This is a genomic window from Bacillus sp. NPDC094077 (assembly GCF_050279465.1).
Lineage (GTDB): Bacteria > Bacillota > Bacilli > Bacillales > Bacillaceae_G > Bacillus_A.
Genome location: NZ_JBNNUF010000004.1, coordinates 241,071 through 260,718, shown reverse-complemented (window position 1 = coordinate 260,718; position 19,648 = coordinate 241,071). Strand labels below are relative to the sequence as shown.

Genomic DNA, 19,648 nt, shown 5'->3' with positions numbered 1-19,648 from the left:
TTCAACAATCTCCTTATCAGCTTTTAATTCAGTTTCCAATGAAGATATTAATAAATGCTGATAAAGATAAAATGCAGATGAGGTCAATTTTGTTTAAAAATAATAAAAGCATGTAGAATTTGAGTTCTACATGCTTTTATTTAAATAGAAGAAAAATAATACTCCATCTTCTGTATTCGAAACACCATATTCCACACCATGAAGCTCTAATATATTCTTTGAAATAGCGAGACCCAATCCTGTTCCACCTTTGGAACGTTGACGAGACGTATCTCCTCTATAAAAACGATCCCATATTTTCTCTAAATGTTCTGGCGTGATATGAGCTCCTTTATTTTCTATACTTACTTTTACACGTTCATTCTCTTCTATTGTAGAAATAATAATACTCTCATTTTCTGGTGTGTAACGAATCGCATTGGTAATAAAGTTAGTAATCACCTGCTCTATTCGATGATGATTTGCAATTACCTCAATTTTAGAAAGTTGTTTATGGACATGTAATTGCTTAGCCGTTATATCCGAAGCTAATTGTTCGCATATATAATTAATAATCTCATCAATATGGAAAACATCCATTTCCATTTTATACGTACCGGATTCAAACTTTGCTAGTTCTAGCATATCAATAATAAGCATATTCATCTTATCTACTTCTTTTGACATTGCTTTAAAGTAATAATCTTTTTTATTACTAGCAACACCATCTTCCAAAATTGAAATGCAACTCTTCATTATACTTAAAGGTGTCTTTAATTCATGTGAAACGCCAGCAATAAATTCTTTACGTGTATTTTCTAATTGTTTTTCTTTCTCTATGTCTTGTTGCAACTGATTAATATATGAGTGCAAAGTCTTAGAAAGTGTATTAATATTATGTGATAAATCACCTATTTCATCTTTTGTAGTAATAGGTATCGTCTCTGAGAAATCCAAATCAGCAATTTTTTTTGTAGTATCATTTATTTGTAATAGTGGTTTAGCGATTTTTTTTGAGTAGTAGAACGATATCAAAACAATTAGAAGCAATACGAATATAATTAAGTATATATAATAATCCTTTATCATTTGCACAGCTTCATCAACCGGCTGCAATGATGTCATAGCAAAAATATAATTTGTTTTACCATTTGCATCTTTTGTTGGTTTGATTAATATTTTATATTTAATATCATTTTCTTCATCATCCATTATTTCTGTAGAAGCAAAATTATTATTTTGTTCATTTAATATTAAATGAGCTTGAAATTGTTTTATTCTGTCTATAAACACACGATTTCCATAAAGAGAATTAGTTCCTACAGCGCTCTCCGGTAAATGCACTTTCTTAATGATTCCTGCTAAATATAACTGAGAACTTTCTTTTGAAGATTCGGTTTTTTTTCCATATATCCTTTCTGATAGTTGCTTGTTCTCCAGCACAACATTCTCATCTTTCATTGTTAAAATCGCAGGGACTACTGTATCATCTCTCTGTACTCCATCGATAATAATTTGATGCCCCTGTTCTAAACTATATTTTATCCTTTGTATGTCTTCTGAATTGACAAAACTATACAATGGGATTTGAATTAAACGTTCAGAAAAAATCTTGTTTTTATTAGGATCTAATTGAATTTCCAAAGAAAAATCATTTGCATATTTTATATTCCCTACACTGTCTAGCGTTGTAATCCATGTCGCATTCTCTTGATAGAAATTTTGTTCCAATTCTTGAATTACTTTCGCGTCATCTCCAGCTTTTACATATGCTTTTTCAAAGGATTGGATATTCGTTTTAATATCATTAACTTTTCGATTCGCATAGTATTGTTTGAAAAATATAGTTTGTCCAATAAAAATAGTTACTAAAATAAGTGTGCATAATGCAGTTGTTAGTATAAATAATTTTAATACAATTCCTTTTTTCATATCTGACCCTCAAATTTATAACCAACTCGGACAACAGTTACAATACAAGTTGCCCTGTTTCCTAATTTATGGCGCAAATTACGGATATGACTATTGACTGTACGATCATCCCCAGCAAATTCATAACCCCAAATTTTGGTGATAATTTGTTCTCTCGTAATAACAATCCCTTGGTTTTGCATTAAATATGTTAATATTTCAAATTCTGTATGTGTCAAACTTATGTCTTCTCCATCTACAGTTGCTGTATGTGAAGGGAAATGCACATGTATACCACTACTAGTTAATGTGTCTTCAGTAGATACATTAACTGCAGAAGAGTATCGACTGTCAATTAATCGTTTTGCTCTCGCTAACAAAATGGGTGGACTGTATGGCTTTGTAACATAATCGTCTGCACCTAATTCAAAACCAAGTAAAGTATCATCCTCATCCACCCGAGCCGTTAACATGATAATAGGTACATTAGATTTCTTACGAATTCGTCGACAGACCGTCCAACCATCTAATTCTGGTAACATAATGTCTAGAATAATTAAATGTACCTCATGTTCTTCAAATATAGATAACGCTTCTTTCCCGTCAGTCGCCTCTAAAACCTTATACCCTTCGTTTAGTAGGTAGTCCTTCATAATTTCACGTAAAATATCTTCATCTTCCACAATTAAAATTGTTCTTTGCATATTTGATCTTCCCCACGATTACTTTTATTTTTACCGAAAAAAATTCTTTTATATTTTAACCATTAAAAAGTCTTTCACTATTTCCATCACTAATAAATGTAGCAGAATTATATAGAGAGAATAACAAGCTGGTATAAAGATAACATGCAGAAACAACCTTAAATTGAAAATTTATTGTAATTTTGTATTTGTAGTTGATGGAGGTATATAAAACGAAACCATAATTTTATAATGAGACTTTTTGTAGCAAAAATATGCTGCAGATATTGATTTTACAGTAAAAAAAAACCCTCCATTTTGAAAAAGTGTAATCAAAATGAGTAGGGCTATTTTCGATTTAAATTTAATTTTTATAAAAGATTGATTATCATAAATAATATTTTACTTTTTAGTCTACCTTATTATTTTAAACCTATTTTCCTAATAAGTAAGGAAGGAGTTATGATTTTTTATACTCTACTGACATCTTGCTTGACTGTGCTCGAGAGAGTGCCAAAGTTGCTACAATAGCTATTGCAACTCCTAATGCGCCTGTCCAGGTAACTGAAGATAATGATACTTTCTCAACAAAAACACCTCCAATTCCTGCACCAGCCGCCATTGCCAGTTGCATTACTGACTGATTTAAGCCTAATAATATACCTGATGACTCTGGTTCGATTGTAGCCAAGTTATATTGTTGTGTTGGTCCCGATGACCATGCAGCAAATGACCATAGTATTAATATTATTAAAACACTAATATAAGAATTTGTTACAAGAGATAATAATACTAACGTAATGATATGTAGCAACATTCCACCTACCAATGTTTTTTGAACTCCCCAACGATCTGTACTAAATCCACCAAATTTAGAACCAAATAAACTTGCAATACCAAAAATCAGCAATACACCACTTAAAAAGTTTTTCTCTATTCCTGATACATTTAACAAGTAGGGTGAAAGGTAAGTGTAAGCAATTGAATACCCACCAAGCCAGAAAAAAGTAATTGCTAATCCAATTGTCACCCTTCCTTTCTTAAAAAGAGCTAACTGTTTAACTAGTGGTACAGGCTTATCACCCTTAATAAGTGGTATAGATACTCTAATTATTATCATTGCAAGAATTCCTAACAGTGCTATTCCACCAAAAACAGCCTTCCAACCTAATACACTAGAAATAATTCTTCCAAGGGGTACTCCTATGATTAGTGAAGCTGTAAACCCCATAACCACTGTAGCAATCGCGCTACCTTGTTTACCTTCTGGTGCTATCTTTGCAGCGATAGTTAAAGCAGTAACAACAACCATCCCTGCTCCAAGTGCCATAATTACTCGAGCCACTACAAATAATCCGTAACCTGGTAGGGCAAATGCCAAGATATTACCTATTACGAACAAACCTAGCGAAAAAATCATCAATTTACGTCTGTCAATACTAGATGTTATTCCCATAAGAATAGGTGTAAATATTCCATACACAAGTGAGAATATTGTAATTAATTGACCTGCTGCAGCCAAAGTTATTCCAAGTGAATCTGCAATCGTATCTAAAATTCCCGAAATAATATATTCGGAAGTTCCTACTAAAAAACTAACGATAGCCAATATATAAATCTTCAATGTATTAGACAAATGATGCCACTCCTTATAATTCTATTTTCACATAGACATATCGAACATTGTCGATATGTCTGTTCAAAAAAATATATCCCATGAATATTATCTCTTTATTCTAGCTGAAATGAAACTGAACTCTCCCAAAGAATTCGTAAAGAATTCAGTTTCACTCAGTTATTTCTCTTGCTTTAAGAACTCAGCGATTCCATTGATGGCATCTTCATTTCTTTTGTAATAAGTATACTTACCTATGCGGTCGGCCTTTATAAGTCCAACTTGTAAAAGCATCGAGAGATAATGAGATGCCGTCGATTGCGTCATTTTCAATTTTTCTGTAATTTGAGTAACGCATACCCCGGTTTTGTTCATATCAATCCCTTCGTGGGGAGTGAAATGGAGATCTGGTTCCTTAAGCCATTCTAAAATTTGCAGTCTTGCTTCATTAGATAATGCTTTGAAAATGTCAACTTGTTTCATACAAATCATTGTATCGAGAATTATCGAATTGTCAAGTGCGCACTCTTTTTTCAAATCCATATAGGACCAATCCTCAACATAATTAACATTACAAATTTCATTATATCGCGAATTGTCGATTCGTCAAGCGCAAACTTTTTCATAATCTCATTTGCATCTTATATATGATTAATAATTCATATATAAAGGCAACACTCCCTTTTCTTAACCTTCATCGTGCTTAAAAATTGAAGACCAAATTTCATTAGCCAGTTCCTGAATGTGCTAAATAGATTTTGGTGCTAACTTGAATTCCTAGAAAAGAGTGGAGTTGAGCAAAAAAATCTAACGTATTAGATATTATATATTACAAATCTGGAAGCATAAGTTGACCATAACGGCCATCTTATGCTTCTTATTACACACATGTAAGTTAAACCATATTTTGACCTAAACTTAATTTTCAAATCATAAAGTGTCCACTAATACCGATTAAATTTATACCAATACTTCTTTAAAGGGGCGTGTCAAGAAAATGCGAATTTACAACATTTAGGTTATTCCAATACTAAAAGCCCAATTTCTCTGTTTTAAAATAGAGAAATTGGATTCTTTTCGTTATTCTATTAAAGCTACATTTACCTAATTACAGATGACTTCCACCAGTTACATCCATGTTATGCCCAGTAATAAAACTCGCTTTTTTCGTAAATTAAAAAGCTACTTTAGCATCTTTTTTACAAACAAAATAAAAATTAACAGACTAATAAACCCAGATACAGCACAAACAATAAATACCATTTGATATCCCATGAGCTGTGAAACAAATCCTAGAATAATAGCTCCTAAACCCATCCCTAAATCAAAAGCAGTAAAAAATGTAGCGTTTGCTACACCTCTTTTCTCTGGTGGAGCCAATCGTAAAGTTACTATTTGAAGAGCGGGTTGTGCTGATCCGAATCCAATTCCATATAAAATAGCTGTAATAACTAGTCCGACAAGACCTTTTGTCATTGTTAGGATTAATAGTGCGATTATCACTGTAAAAAGTGCAGGAACAATAATGACTCCTTCTCCATATTTATCGGATATCTTCCCTGCAAGTGGTCTAATTACTGTAAGTGTGGCAGCATACACTAAGAAAAAAGTACCAGCATTCACTTGAATGTTTGCCGCAAACAGTGGTAAAAATGTTGTAATACCGCCAAAAGTAATAGTTAGGAAAAATGTAACAATAGCGATTGGTAAAACAGTTTTTTCAAAAAATGATATTGGCTTTTTTGATGTATGTTGAACTGCTGGGATTTTTGTACCAAATGCAAGTATGAATGCCATAAGTGCTAATGCTGTGCATAGAAGAAATAGATAATGGAATGAAAATGATTTTACTACCCAAAGACCTAATATTGGTCCTAAAGCCATACCTAAAGTCATTGCAAGTCCATACCATCCCATTCCTTCTCCGCGACGAGATGGTGGAATCACATCGGTCACAGCCGTGGAAATCGAAGTTGTAGCAATTGCCCAGCCGATTCCCTGGAGGATACGTAACACCACTAAAAATATAACTCCTGCTACCCAATCATAAAAATACATTGTAATTGCAAAAAATAGTAGTCCGCTTATTATAAATACACGCCTGCCATATCGATCCATTAATCCGCCAACAATAGGACGTAAAATTACTGCAGATATTGTAAACACTCCAACAATAAAGCCAACTTGAGATTCACTTCCACCTAATTGTGTAATAAACATAGGCAATGTTGGCATTAATAAATAAAAACCACTAAATAGTAATAATGCTGTAATTGTCAGCATGATATAGTTCCTTGTCCATAAACGTTCCATTGTAATGTAATCCTTCTTTCTATCGTTTGAATAATTTGAGAGTGGAAAGTTTGCATCAATTGGGTTCTTAGCACTCGAAAATAAAGAGATAAGTGAATAAAAAAAGCAGTACCATCGCTATAAAAGTGTTGGTACTGCCATATAGAAGTAACAAATGTTTTGTTAATTAAAACGTACTTGCTACTTTAACAGCTTTTTCAAGCCCTGCAGCAATAATTTCTTCTGCTTTATCAGGGTATTGGTTGTGGCCTTCAATCACGACTTTCTCCATATCTTTTGCACCGAAGAAGCTCATCATACTTGCTACATATTTAACAGCCATCTCCATTTCGGCTTTTGGTCCTTCAGAATATACACCGCCACTCGCGTTTAATAATGCAATTTTCTTATCTCCAATAAGACCTACTGGACCTTCTGGCGTATATTTAAATGTTTTGCCCGCACGGTTTAAGTAATCAATATATGTGTGTAGTACAGCTGGGATTGTCAAATTCCATAACGGGAAACCAAATACAACTTTATCAGCTGCAAGGAATTGATCTAAATATTTATCAGCAACAGATACAGCCTTTGCCTCTTCTGCTGTTATATCAAATCCTCTACTAGCCTTAAATGTACCGTTAATCATATCTACTCCTACATATGGTAATTCTTCCTTGTATAAATCAAGCTCTACCACTGTATCATTTGGATGTGATTCTTTGTAGCTTGCTAAAAAAGCTTCATATAATTTCACACTAACCGCTTGGTCTGCTGGACGATTGTTTGCTTTTACAAATAAAACTGTTGTCATGTTTTTTCCTCCTATTACTTTTATAAAAAATAATAAAGTCAACAAAATTGACTACATTATGCATTCTACAATAGAACTCCAATACAGTCAACTTGGTTGACTTACAAATCTATATTTTACCATTAATTTAATCTAGCCTTAACAATCTCCATCTATACTACATTGCAGTCCATCCAACTCATTCTCTTTATTCTTTTCTATTTCTTGATCAATCGTCTTTGCTAAATTTTCTTTACTAGTAAAACCTTGAATAACTTCATCACCAATAAAGAACGTTGGAACAGCCATAATTTGTGCTTCTCTATGGGCATGTTTTATCGCTTCTTGATGCATTTCTCGGTACTTCCGTGATACTAATGCTTCCTTAAATACATCCTGAGAAAGTCCCACTTCCCCCGCCACTTTTGTTAACACTTCGATGTCTTCAATATTTTGTTCCTCTTGGAAATGTGCAATAAACACTTTATGGTGAAACTCATTTCCTTTTCCATGTTCCTTTGCAAATTGATAACCTTCAAACGCAAGGTGCGTATACGAACGAAAATGTGGAAACTTTATTTCTAATCCTAATTTTTTAGCAGTAGGATAAATAAATGAATTCCAAGCTTCCATTACACGAGGTTGTGTCCGTGGATCAATTTTCGGTGCTGGACTAGGACGTAATTCAAATGGCATCCATTCTACTTCTACATCTTTTTCCTTTACAACCTCATCCAAAGGACCTGTTGCTAAAAAACAAAATGCGCATACAAAATCAGAATAAACTTTAATTTTTACAGTCATATATACGTTTCCTCACTTTTCTTTTATTCACCCACTTGTAACTACATAAGTTACAAGCGGAACAAAAAATATACGTTTGAATTGTATCGGCATACTTACTAAGAAGAATTTATTTACTAGTGATGTAACTAGTTGTTCCATTGTCATACTCTCTAAATACTTGATCCATGATTTATTGTACTTAGATTAAAATAACCTCTAAAACAATTTGTAGATTTGCTTCTATAGGAGAATCTAGATTCGGCCTTTCATAAAAATGAAATAACTCTTTTTCTTCTACAACATCCTCCGCGCAGTATACGTCTACTTAAGCATCTACACTGTTTTTTAGAAAAAGAAAAAAGTTTCTTTTGAAACTGCTCTTTCCTAACCTTAGTTTGATAACACTGGTATACCACCAACAAAATAGAAAAACTCGAATGGTTTTTTCATCATTATTTTGACATCGATTTAAATTGTATTGCCTGAAATTATCCATAGCGGAATAAAACCTATAACATTTCTTGTCTAGATTTATTTCATGTGAGTCTTCCCATTTTGCGAGCGATATACATATCATGAATACAAATTTATCTTGGTTCAATAACAATGTGGTAAAACATCGTCCTTACAATATCTTTTTAAAACTGCGCTCCATGTCTCCACCTAGAGCTTCAGGTGTGTCACCAGTCTCTCTGAAATCATGTGTATGAATTAGTTCAAACGGACCAAAATCTGTTTGTTTATAAAATTCATAGCAAGGGAATCCATCATGTTTACCTTCAATATCAACAATACCATCATTTTTGACATGCACAGTTAAAAGATAGTCAACAGCAGGTGCATTTATATTTAATGGGTTGCTAGCACTTGCACTCATTTGAAACTTGACGTCATTAGAACCCCATTCAATATCAGTGCATACAATACGTTCTGTACTAGCTTTTCCTGATTTCTTATTAACAGAACCATCTGGATTTGTGACTCTTTCTGTTGTTATACCCGTATTCCCATATGTGAAAATTTCTTTTTTGTGAAAATCTACAACTACTTCTTGTTCAACTCTAGAACGCATAGTGTTTACAGCATACGGGGTAAATTCACGTGCGTCACCTTCGAATTCGATTAAGGTTCCCGTTTGATTATCTTTCTTAGATCCAGTCCAACCTATTGGAGTCCAAGACGTTGGAATGAATACACTTGCTCTAATTTTAACGATATTAGTCATGAGAAACACCTCTGTAATTTTAATTTTATTTTGGATAATACATAACCTTTAATTATTGAGCAAAACAGGTTGCAATTTCTTTCGCATAATCAATTGCTTTTCCCTTCATATTCGCTCTTTCTTGTCTAAATAGTAATACGCTTCTGATTCATATTTATATCTAAATTGTCTTTTTAAAACTGTACTCCATTTCTCCAGCTAGCGCTGCTGGAGTGTCACCAGTTTCTCTGTAATCATGTGTATAGATTAATTCAACTCGACCAAAATCCGTTTGCTTATAAAATTCATAGCAAGGGAACCCATCATGAGAACCTTCAATATGCAAAGCTCCACTTTTGTTAACACGTATAGTTAATAAATAATCAGCCGCAGGTGCCGCTGTATCTAAAGGGTTGCTGGCACTTGCACTCATTTTAAAAGAAACTTCATCAGCGCCCCACACAACATTCGTACATACAATATTTTCTGTACCTGTTTTTCCTTCTTTATGCTCAATAGAACCATCTGGATTTGTAATTTTTACAGTTGTAATACAAGCATCTGCAAATGTAAAAATTTCTTTTTTATAAAAATCAATAATCACTTCCTGCTCTAATCTTGAACGCATTGTGTTTACGGCGTACGGTGTAAATTCACGTGCATCACCAGTATATTCTAAGATTCTTCCTGTTGCAGAATCCTTAATAGGTTTTAACCAAGCATAAGGAGCAAATACACTTCCTCTAATTTTAACGATATTAACCATGAGAAACCTCCATAATGTATTCATTTTATTTAGGTGAATCCTATTTTCTTCATACTCTAAATACAGTCAATCAAGTTGACTATATCCTGTATAGTACAACAGATTTTCGATGTAGTCAACTGAATTGACTTTATCGAAGAAGGTTTTACATATGAATCATCCTATACTGAGTGAATTGGATCTTACATCACTTTTCCCATTATTCATTCTCACCTTTCTGTTTTTAATATGATAGATAATAAACCACACATATAAGGATCAATAAAATAACAAAGTTATAAAAAGTAACCTAATTGACTGATTTAAAACAAGGGTTTTTATTGTATTTATATTTTATTTTCTAATAAAAACGTCTATATAGTTTCTTATCTTCTAAGTTATTCCTATTAATTTTTTAATGTAAAAAAACACAAAAACCCTTATTTTATATAGTTTTAATTTATATTTACTTAGAGGGAACTATTTATTTACTGGCCTATAAAAAATAATCCGAGGAAAAAAAAGGAAAAATAAAATTGTTGACTTATTTTATTTACATTGGTTACTATTAGTGTCGTTGGGTGACACAAGTTACTAATAGTAACCTTGATTGATGCAATCAAATACACTAAGGGTTTAAGAAAGAAGGAATAATCACATGAATAAATTTAATATTTCCAATAACGGATCTATTCAAACGAATTTGAAAGGGAAAGCTCTTCTTGCTCAACCTTTCTTAAATAAAGGATTAGCATTTACAAAACAAGAACGTAAAGATCTTGGCTTAGAAGGGATATTACCTCCAACAGTCTTAACGTTAGAAGAACAAGCTAAACGTGCTTATCTACAATTTAAAGAACAACCTAATAACTTACGAAAAAATGTTTGGTTAAACGATTTATCTAATCGTAACACCGTATTATTCTATCGATTACTAACAGATCATCTAAGTGAAATGTTACCTATCATTTACACTCCGACTGTTGGACAAGCCATTCAAGAGTATAGTCATGAATATCATCGTCCAGACGGTGTTTACCTTTCTATTAATGATATGGATGGCATTGAAAAAGCATTTGCAAATAGTGGAGTGAAAGCAGATGATATTGATTTAATTGTAGCTACAGATTCTGAAAGTATTCTGGGCATTGGAGATTGGGGAGCAAATGGAATTAATATTTCTGTTGGTAAGTTGGCTGTTTATACGGCAGCTGCTGGTATCGATCCCAGTCGTGTGTTACCTGTTGTATTAGATGTAGGGACAAACAACGAAGAGTTGTTACAAGATCCTTTTTATATTGGAAATCGACATGAACGTGTTCGAGGCGAAAAATACGACGAATTTATTGATGCATATGTTGAAAAAGCATTAGAAATGTTCCCAAATGCTTTATTACATTGGGAAGACTTCGGTAATGTCAATGCGCGCAACATTATTGAGAAATACGGAGATAAGATTTTAACATTTAATGATGACATTGAAGGTACTGGAGCCATTACATTAGCAGCGATCCTTTCTGCTGTTCAAGTTACTGAAGTTCCATTACGAGAGCATCGAGTAGTGGTATTTGGACCAGGAGCCGCAGGGATTGGTAATGCCGATCAAATTCATAATGCGATGGTGTTTGATGGTCTTTCGACAGAAGAAGCATATAGTAGATTTTGGGCTGTTGATTACCGAGGACTTTTAACAGACGATATGGATGGTATTTTAAACTTCCAAAAACCTTACTTACAAAAGTCGGAAGAAGTAAAAGATTGGGCACGTGATGAGTCCGGTAAAATAACTCTTCTGGAAGTAATTAAACAAGTAAAACCTACTATTCTGATTGGAACATCAGGTGTAACGGGAGCCTTCTCAGAAGAAATCGTAAAAGAAATGGCCAAACATGTGGAACGCCCAGTCATTATGCCAATGTCAAACCCAACGCCATTAGCAGAGGCAACTCCGCAAGATTTACTTACTTGGACAGATGGAAAAGCACTAATTGCAACAGGAAGTCCATTTGAGCCTGTTTCTTATAAAGGTACAGTATACGAAATTGGTCAATCTAACAATGCATTTGTATTCCCTGGTTTAGGACTTGGTTCGATTGTCGTAAAAGCTAAAGTGATTACAAGTGGCATGTTTACTGCTGTTGCAAATGCTGTGACTGATATGACTGATAGTCGTAAAACTGGTGCTTCATTACTTCCAAGTACAAAAGATTTGCGTTCTGTTTCTATAGCAGTAGCAATTCAAGTCGCAAAAGCAGCTATTCAAGATGGCGTGGCTCAACATGTTCCAGAAGATGTGGAACAAGCTGTAAAAGATGCTATGTGGCATCCAACTTATAAATTAATCAAAGATAGTGAAATTTCAGAGATAGAAATGTAGGTTTAAATCAATGCCTATCACCTCGATAGGCATTGGTATTTACCAGAAATTATTTACTTTGAAGTTAAATCGTAATTTAGGGATATATATATTTAGATCAAAGTGAAGTATGGAGGATTTTAAAATGGAAACTAGTCAAATTTTTATCATTCTAACACCTATTTTCTTTACCATTCTATTAGGTTATTTAGCTGGATATTTTAAAAAATTTGATGCGACGACATCAAAAGGATTAAATACATTAGTAACTAAATTTGCATTACCAGCCCATCTGTTTGTTGGGATTACAACAACCCCTAAGCAAACATTAATTGAAAAATGGCCATTTTTACTTGCCTTAGTTATTGGTATTGTAGGTTTTTATATTGTTTTCCTATTAATTGCTAAATACGTATTTAAGTTTTCATTAACAGGAGCATCAATGTTTTCTTTAAACTCAGCCCAACCAACTTTTGCGTTTATGGGAACTCCGGTTTTAGGAAGTTTGTTTGGAGCAAGTGTGGCTGCGCTTCCAATTGCCATTACAGGAATCGTTGTGAATGCCATACTAGATCCATTAGCTACTATTATTGGTGCAGTGGGTCAACGTCAGAATGAAGAGACTGACGAGAAAGAAAGTCTTTGGAAAGTAACTGTTAAATCAATTTTACATGGTCTTTCAGAGCCGCTAGCATGTGTTCCTTTAATTGGGGTCATTCTTGTGCTATGCGGGTTCCAATCACCACATTTATTAGCGAAGAGTTTAGAGCAAATTGGTGGCATTACATCGGGTGCAGCGTTATTTGCTGTTGGGGTCACAATCGGAATTCGTAAAGTTCAATTTAGCCCAACTGCATTTGGGATTGCACTTCTTAAAGTAATCGTTCAACCACTTGTCATGCTTGGAATTGCGCATGCAATCGGATTATCTTCAGATGACATAACAAAGTTAGTTTTATTAGTAGCATTCCCAGGATCTGCAGTAGCTGCTATGATTTCAGTGAAATTTGACAGTCTAGCAGGTGAGACAGCCTCTTCTTTCTTTATTAGTGCGCTTATGTCTCTTGTCACTCTTCCCTTTTTGATTTCTTGGTTGATGTAAATAAGTTACTGTCAATCAATTGAGATTGTAAAGAATTGAACTGTACTTTATAAAAAACCTTGAAAAATCAAGCACGAAAAAAGATGGTTTCAGCATTCTGCCGGAGCCATCTCTTTTCGTGTTCACTGATAACGATTATAATTATATTCCTAAAATGATCTGATTAAACGACTGAAAATTATTTTGGTGGATTAAGTTGATGTACACAATACTATAGAGCGAGATAATATTGTAGGATACATTAGATACAAGGTAAGTGAAGAAAAACCTAGGAGAGTTTTCAGATTGAAATATTTAAAAATTTTTAGCAACTTCTTTAGCTCTAATAATAGCTTTTTCCTTAATTTCTTCAGCCTGTTCTGGAAATTTGTTATGTCCTTCGACAAATATCCCTTCAAAGAAAGAAGTTCCAAAGAATTCCATCATAACCTCTAAATACCGATGTCCCATCTCTTTACGTGCTTCTGGTCCTTCAGAATAAATATCGCCACGTGCTTGAATGTGCAATGCTTTTTTACCTGTTAATAATCCTACCGCCCCTTCTTTTGTATACTTAAATGTTTTTCCTGATACAGCCACAGCGTCAAGATATGTTTTTAAAATGGCTGGAATAGAGAAATTCCACATTGGAGTAACGAATACATACTTGTCAGCTAATACAAATTGTCCGCCTAATTCAGCTAGACGTCCTACTTTTGATATTTCAATAGGTGTTAATTCATGTAAAGGCATGCCAGATCTAAGTTTCTTCCATCCATTAAATACATCAGCATCAAGATATGGAATATCCGCTTTGTATAAATCAAGATGAACAACTTCATCATAAGGGTTTAATTCTTTATAGGATTTAATAAATTCTTTTCCAACTGCCATACTGTATGATTCGGTATCGTCAAATGGATGCGCTGTAATATAAAGAAGATTTGCCATTTGTTTCTTCCTGCCTTTCTAAAATGAGGTCAGTTATTACTTTAATATGAAACAGTGTAATTTTTTTAATATGAATTGTCTACTTATTGAATTGATTGACTATATTTTTTAGGGAATTGCACTTCTTCTTGTCTTAATATGTGTTTGATTTACGTATTTGAAAGGACCTTTTTATTTACTCTTTTATCCAGCTTTCAGCCCATTGACTAATTGGCCCAAGAATTCTTCCTAATTCTGTTCCTTTTTTTGTTAGTAAATACTCTATTCGTACAGGGCGTTCCGCGGTCACATGTCGTACTACCATATCGTTATCCTCAAGTTCTTTCATTCTTTCTGTGAGCATACGTTTACTTAAATCTGGAATCATTGAATGAATCTCACTAAAACGTTTAGGACCACTCATAAGTACATAAATAATTAGTCCTGTCCATCTTTTCCCTATTAATTCAAAGCTTTTTTCTATTTTAGGTCCTATGTCTCGTTGTTCATCCATTTCTCATACCTCCATATAGATGATTTGTAATCTTTTATTCTCCGTACATGTATTGTAATCACATAAATTATATCAAATAAATATAACAATTCCTTTATTTTAGTAGGAATTTATAATTAATTGGATATTTAAAGTAACCTGTATATTTTTGTGATGAGGAAATTTTTTAAAAAAAATCGATATTTTCATCCTGTTATTTCTTAATTAATATGTAATTTTATTGAGTTTTTATGTGAGTAAATATTTCTTGACGTACAATTACCATAAGGGTATCGCGGTTACATAAAGCGAGCCAACTTACTAATGGTTACCTTGTGTAATACTGTTGTTAAGTTTTTGAATATTCGAGTTCTATTACTATTTATCAAAGAAATTTTATAAATAATGCGTTGCTTTAAGTGAGGCATATTTCTTTCATAACCAAAACTACATAGTTAACTTGATTGATTATGCCGTTTGTAGTAAAATTAAAGTCAACTTAATTGACTTTTTTTCAAGGAGGTCCTATGTATGAATCATCAAGGATTTAGTGAATTAGATCTTACATCACTTTTGTCATTATCCTTTAGTACATCGATTAATGAACTACATGACAGATTGAGTGAATTGGGATTTGGAGATATTAGACCTATACATGGTTTTATGTTTAAATACATCACTCCTAATGGAGCAACAGGTATAGAACTAGCTGAATATTTAGGAATTACAAAGCAAGCTGTAAGTAAAATGGTGGATTATCTAGAGAAAAGTGGGTATGTAATGCGTAAAACTCATCCCACTGATAAGAGAGGGAAAATTATCGTTTTGACTGAACGAGGTTGGTTAGTAGTGCAAGCAAAAGAAAAGATACTAACTGAGATTGAGGCGCGCTGGATTGAAAACATAGGTGCGGAACGCATGCAAATGCTAAAGGAAGATTTAACAAAATTAGTTTATGAAGCAAATGAAGGTAATTTACCATTGAAGTTGAGACCTGTCTGGTAAATATAGAGTACCTCAAGATCTTAACTTGATGCATGCCCATCAAGTTAAGATCCTATAATACCCCTATAACAAAAGTTTTGTGCATTTTGCTTGTTTTTATCGTTTTGGAGTAACTCGCTCTTTTTAGCCTCACGGCAATAGGGCAGGATTCCAAAATAAAAATGAATAGGTAATAAAAACGAAATCAATATAAATAAAGATTATAGCTTTAAAATAAAGTATAGTCAGAACTACTTTACAAGCTTATATTTTATGATAAATAAAATGAATATACTTTGAAAAGGATGGATCAAAATTCACTTAAAACTCTTTAATTAAAAGGCTAAAACGTTGCAACTTTTAGCAAGAATATTAAAGAGTTCTGTATTTTTTCAATGCTCGTGTGTTGATTACATACAATAGAAGTGCATATACGACTAACCCAAGTAGATAGCCCCAAATTTGAGGGAAACCATCCCCATAAACCATCACACCTTTAATTGCCGCTACACCATAATAAACTGGCATAATGTAACACAGATTTCCTAGATGATAGGGAATCAAATCTAATGGGATCAACCCTGAAAAGAACACTTGTGGAATAATAGTAAAAGGTATCATCTGGACGACTTGTAGTTCTGAACTAGCAAATACGGAAATCATCGCACCAAACGAAACCGCTGTTACTGCTAATAAAACCATAGCAACCAAAATCCAGCCAATATTCCCTACTGAAGCTAATTTCAGCACATAAACAGAATAGAGAACAATGAGAATAGCTTGAATAACCGCAAACACGCCGTACCCGATTGTATAACCAAGAATGACTTCTCCTCGTTTGATTGGCGTCATCAATAATCTTTCTAAAGTTCCGCCACTACGTTCTCTTACAAGTGCCATTCCAGAAATGATAAATACTAAAAGGAATGAAAATAGACCAAGAAACACATATCCGAGGGAATCAAATGTTGATTCGTCTTGAGCCCCATAAACATAGGACATATTTACTTTTGCTGAAGGATTTAAGGAAGTCATCGCCTTTTGAATCTCAGCTACTGCCTTTGAACCTTTAGAAGAAGGCTCATACATCGTGATACTCATACTCGAACTTTCTGATAGGGTAAAAATCGCATCCACATCTTGATGGTCCTTCAAATATTGTTTCGCATGTTGGGAATCGTTGTTTGAGACTTCTACAACCTTTACATCTTGTTCCTTTAATGCTGTTACTAGAGGTGCTGGCATTGTATTTTTATTAATACCGACTGTTGGTACATAATTTGAATTACCGAGTAAGAAGTAAATTAACGTTAAAGCAAATAGTGGTGCAACTAGAATCATCGCGACACTTCGTTTGTCATTTAACGTTTGAAGGATTACACGTTTGGCTAAATTCATCATTTTGCAACACCGCCTTCCATTTTTCTTGAGGCAATTAAGAACAGTTCTTCAACTCGACCTGTTTCGGTTTTTTCAAGTAGACTTTTCACACTATCATATTCAATCAAGGAACCATTATAAATAAGGGCAGCTTTATCACACTCCGTTACTTCGTCCATAACATGTGTTGAAACAATGATAGTTGTTCCTGATTTTTTGATTGTCTGAAATTGGTCCCAAATCGTACGACGAAGCACAGGATCAATTCCTACTGTCGGTTCATCTAAGAATAATACTTCGGGGTGATGCAAAATAGAAGCCGCAAGTGAAAGACGTTTTTTCATACCACCAGAAAAGTTCTTTACCAATTTCTTTCTATGCTCCGTTAAATCAACTAATCCAAGGACTTCATCAATACGCTTTTCCAATTTGCTTTTATCCAAATGATAAAGTCCTCCAAAAAAACGTAAATTGGCTTCCGCAGATAGGTCATCATACAAAGCATCATTTTGCGGCATAAATCCTATTTTTTTTAACATGTTCATATTAGGCATTTGCACGTCAGCAAAATGAACGTTTCCTTTATCTGCAACAATTGCTCCTATCATCAGTCGAATCATCGTTGTTTTCCCCGAACCAGAAGGTCCAAGCAAACAACATATTTCTCCAGACGGAATCATAAACGTTATATCCTTAATGACCTGCTTTTGATCAAAACTTTTACTGACATTTGAGACTTGAATATCCATCTTATTTTCCCCCCTCTAAATGATGAGCAATAACAACTCATGTTTATTATTAAATAGGTTAATATGAATTCCTTTCAACTTTAACAAAATGAACAACGTGTTGTTTTTTTATTATACTTCCCTATTATAATATAGATAATTCACTTCTCAATAAACAGATATGATGATTGTGTCGTATATCCAACACATTTTTTAAATGTGTTGGAAAAAATAGGAGGGAATATAATGCGAGATGTAAAAATGGATTCACGAGTCATTCGTACAAAAGAATCTATCCGAGATGCGTTAGTGGAATTGATAGAAGAAAAAGGTTTAGAGGTACTTACGGTTAAAGACATTACAACCAGGGCAAAAATCAATCGTGGAACCTTTTATGCTCATTATCAGGATAAATATGACTTAATCGACAAATGCGAGGAAGAATTCATGCAAGAAATGGCTGCGATGATATTAGAGAACGTTCCAAACATCATCACCGAACAGGGGACTAATTTTCCAATGACTATTCCCCTTACTATTCTTGTTTCCATTTTTGAACATATAGACCGAAATAGAAGATTTATGAAAGCCATATTAGGACCAAAAGGAGATTTATCATTTCAAACAAAATTAAAAAAATTCGTATGGAAAACACTGTTTGAAAGTAACAAAAATCCACTCATTAAGCAGGAAAATTTCTTAGTTCCTGCTGAATACTTAATTTCCTATGTTGCTTCGGCACATATAGGTGTCATACAGCAATGGCTGAATAGTGATAGTAAGGAATCTCCACAAGAGATGGCTCATATTTTATCCACCATGACTATAAATGGTCCTTTATTTGCAGCAGGGTTGAAAAAATAAGTGGAAGGAAAAGGACAGTACCTAACTGGGGAGTACTGTCCTTTTGTGTTCATATGTCTATTAAACTACCCTGAAAGGGGGATAAAAACGATTCAATGAATAACCTTACACATCTAAATTTCTTAGTGTTGTTAGCTTAAAACTATGTGCTAAAGCTAACCTTTCAAGATAGCTCATTAAGCATTCCACCATAGGGGTTCCAACATTCATAGGCTCTAGGGAATATAAATAACTAGCTGGGCACTGTCTTGATATATACATATCTTTATCCCTCTAGATATTCTTGTTTTCCTACTGGATCTCGCTTCGACTTACGCCTTCCTACGCCACTTTTTTAGGTTGCATCTTTTTTCTTTTCCCCTGGCCTTTAACCCTATCTTATATAATAAACCCATCCTATCTTTTTCATTCTCTTCAAATAAATCCTCACCTTGCTCAATTTCCTCAATCAACATCTTCAAAGCATTAACAGGCATTGCATATGTATATAGCATTTCTTTAGTTATAGTTTTCTTTCCATAAAAAGCATAAGTTGACCGGAGCGGCCATCTTATGCTTCTTGTTATACACAATGTCACTTTACTCATAAGTTTGCCGCATTTGGAAGCATAAACTTTCCAGAAATCGCTTATTTTAGAAGATATTTATCTAATTGTCCAAAGAAAATGGAAGCATAAGCTTGCTGTGTGTTTTATTAATGCAGCTTTGAAATAATGTTTGGTCAAGTTGGTACTAATAATCTTGATAAACGAGCAAAAAGAAAGAGCGTGTTTTAGATCAAAACACGCTCTGAATTTATTTAATTGAATCATTCTTTTATAAAA

Annotated in this window: 18 protein-coding genes; 4 read left to right on the top strand and 14 right to left on the bottom strand. The window is 33.6% G+C overall.

All coding sequences use genetic code 11. The features are described 5' to 3' along the window. Nucleotides 1–126 precede the first annotated feature (126 nt). The 9 genes from ACQKNR_RS13030 to ACQKNR_RS12990 form a co-directional block, all read right to left on the bottom strand. Nucleotides 127–1,911 (bottom strand): ATP-binding protein, encoded by a 1,785-nt coding sequence (locus tag ACQKNR_RS13030; RefSeq protein WP_427318292.1) that lies wholly within the window; start codon nucleotides 1,909–1,911, stop codon nucleotides 127–129. Beyond that, the gene (locus tag ACQKNR_RS13025) at nucleotides 1,908–2,594 is read right to left on the bottom strand and encodes a response regulator transcription factor (RefSeq protein WP_427318291.1); all 687 of its coding nucleotides are present in this window, start codon (nucleotides 2,592–2,594) and stop codon (nucleotides 1,908–1,910) included. Before ACQKNR_RS13025 ends, ACQKNR_RS13030 begins: the two co-directional genes overlap by 4 nt. Nucleotides 2,595–3,033: 439 nt before the next feature. Beyond that, nucleotides 3,034–4,209, bottom strand: a complete 1,176-nt coding sequence (locus ACQKNR_RS13020; protein WP_427318290.1) for an MFS transporter — start codon at nucleotides 4,207–4,209, stop codon at nucleotides 3,034–3,036. Between the two features lie 159 nt (nucleotides 4,210–4,368). Next, complete coding sequence (locus tag ACQKNR_RS13015; RefSeq protein ID WP_267379529.1) at nucleotides 4,369–4,671, bottom strand: ArsR/SmtB family transcription factor; 303 nt, start codon at nucleotides 4,669–4,671, stop codon at nucleotides 4,369–4,371. A gap of 699 nt (nucleotides 4,672–5,370) precedes the next feature. Beyond that, complete coding sequence (locus ACQKNR_RS13010) at nucleotides 5,371–6,561, bottom strand: MFS transporter (RefSeq protein WP_427318437.1); 1,191 nt, start codon at nucleotides 6,559–6,561, stop codon at nucleotides 5,371–5,373. A 106-nt stretch (nucleotides 6,562–6,667) separates the two neighbouring features. Then, complete coding sequence (locus tag ACQKNR_RS13005; protein WP_427318289.1) at nucleotides 6,668–7,294, bottom strand: FMN-dependent NADH-azoreductase; 627 nt, start codon at nucleotides 7,292–7,294, stop codon at nucleotides 6,668–6,670. A gap of 138 nt (nucleotides 7,295–7,432) precedes the next feature. Next, complete coding sequence (locus ACQKNR_RS13000) at nucleotides 7,433–8,077, bottom strand: DsbA family oxidoreductase (RefSeq protein ID WP_427318288.1); 645 nt, start codon at nucleotides 8,075–8,077, stop codon at nucleotides 7,433–7,435. Between the two features lie 607 nt (nucleotides 8,078–8,684). Then, entirely contained in the window at nucleotides 8,685–9,284 is a 600-nt protein-coding gene (locus ACQKNR_RS12995; RefSeq protein ID WP_427318287.1) for a DUF3238 domain-containing protein, read from the bottom strand. A 160-nt stretch (nucleotides 9,285–9,444) separates the two neighbouring features. Beyond that, entirely contained in the window at nucleotides 9,445–10,029 is a 585-nt protein-coding gene (locus tag ACQKNR_RS12990; RefSeq protein ID WP_427318286.1) for a DUF3238 domain-containing protein, read from the bottom strand. A 637-nt stretch (nucleotides 10,030–10,666) separates the two neighbouring features. Here ACQKNR_RS12990 and ACQKNR_RS12985 point away from each other — a divergent pair. Then, nucleotides 10,667–12,385, top strand: coding sequence for an NAD-dependent malic enzyme (locus tag ACQKNR_RS12985; RefSeq protein WP_427318285.1), 1,719 nt, complete (start codon nucleotides 10,667–10,669; stop codon nucleotides 12,383–12,385). 124 nt (nucleotides 12,386–12,509) lie between these two features. Next, nucleotides 12,510–13,466 (top strand): AEC family transporter, encoded by a 957-nt coding sequence (locus ACQKNR_RS12980; protein WP_427318284.1) that lies wholly within the window; start codon nucleotides 12,510–12,512, stop codon nucleotides 13,464–13,466. Between the two features lie 294 nt (nucleotides 13,467–13,760). Here ACQKNR_RS12980 and ACQKNR_RS12975 read toward each other — a convergent pair whose 3' ends face one another. Together ACQKNR_RS12975 and ACQKNR_RS12970 are read right to left on the bottom strand one after the other, a co-directional pair. Then, nucleotides 13,761–14,396, bottom strand: coding sequence for an FMN-dependent NADH-azoreductase (locus tag ACQKNR_RS12975; protein ID WP_427318283.1), 636 nt, complete (start codon nucleotides 14,394–14,396; stop codon nucleotides 13,761–13,763). Nucleotides 14,397–14,571: 175 nt separating this feature from the next. Beyond that, complete coding sequence (locus ACQKNR_RS12970) at nucleotides 14,572–14,889, bottom strand: winged helix-turn-helix transcriptional regulator (protein WP_113734813.1); 318 nt, start codon at nucleotides 14,887–14,889, stop codon at nucleotides 14,572–14,574. 510 nt (nucleotides 14,890–15,399) lie between these two features. Here ACQKNR_RS12970 and ACQKNR_RS12965 point away from each other — a divergent pair. Continuing rightward, nucleotides 15,400–15,873, top strand: a complete 474-nt coding sequence (locus ACQKNR_RS12965; protein ID WP_427318282.1) for a MarR family winged helix-turn-helix transcriptional regulator — start codon at nucleotides 15,400–15,402, stop codon at nucleotides 15,871–15,873. A 351-nt stretch (nucleotides 15,874–16,224) separates the two neighbouring features. On the opposite strand, the gene ACQKNR_RS12960 is transcribed toward ACQKNR_RS12965, so the two are convergent. Beyond that, on the bottom strand, nucleotides 16,225–17,253 hold the full coding sequence (locus ACQKNR_RS12960) for an ABC transporter permease (protein WP_427318281.1): 1,029 nt from the start codon (nucleotides 17,251–17,253) through the stop codon (nucleotides 16,225–16,227). Then, the gene (locus ACQKNR_RS12955) at nucleotides 17,250–17,981 is read right to left on the bottom strand and encodes an ABC transporter ATP-binding protein (RefSeq protein WP_427318280.1); all 732 of its coding nucleotides are present in this window, start codon (nucleotides 17,979–17,981) and stop codon (nucleotides 17,250–17,252) included. The genes ACQKNR_RS12960 and ACQKNR_RS12955 overlap by 4 nt, the downstream gene beginning before the upstream one ends. A 225-nt stretch (nucleotides 17,982–18,206) precedes the next feature. Between ACQKNR_RS12955 and ACQKNR_RS12950 the strand changes: the two genes are divergently transcribed. After that, a complete protein-coding gene (locus tag ACQKNR_RS12950; RefSeq protein ID WP_427318279.1) occupies nucleotides 18,207–18,824 on the top strand; it encodes a TetR/AcrR family transcriptional regulator in 618 nt (205 codons plus the stop codon). 311 nt (nucleotides 18,825–19,135) lie between these two features. Here ACQKNR_RS12950 and ACQKNR_RS12945 read toward each other — a convergent pair whose 3' ends face one another. Then, nucleotides 19,136–19,411, bottom strand: a complete 276-nt coding sequence (locus ACQKNR_RS12945) for a hypothetical protein (RefSeq protein WP_427318278.1) — start codon at nucleotides 19,409–19,411, stop codon at nucleotides 19,136–19,138. Nucleotides 19,412–19,648 lie beyond the last annotated feature (237 nt).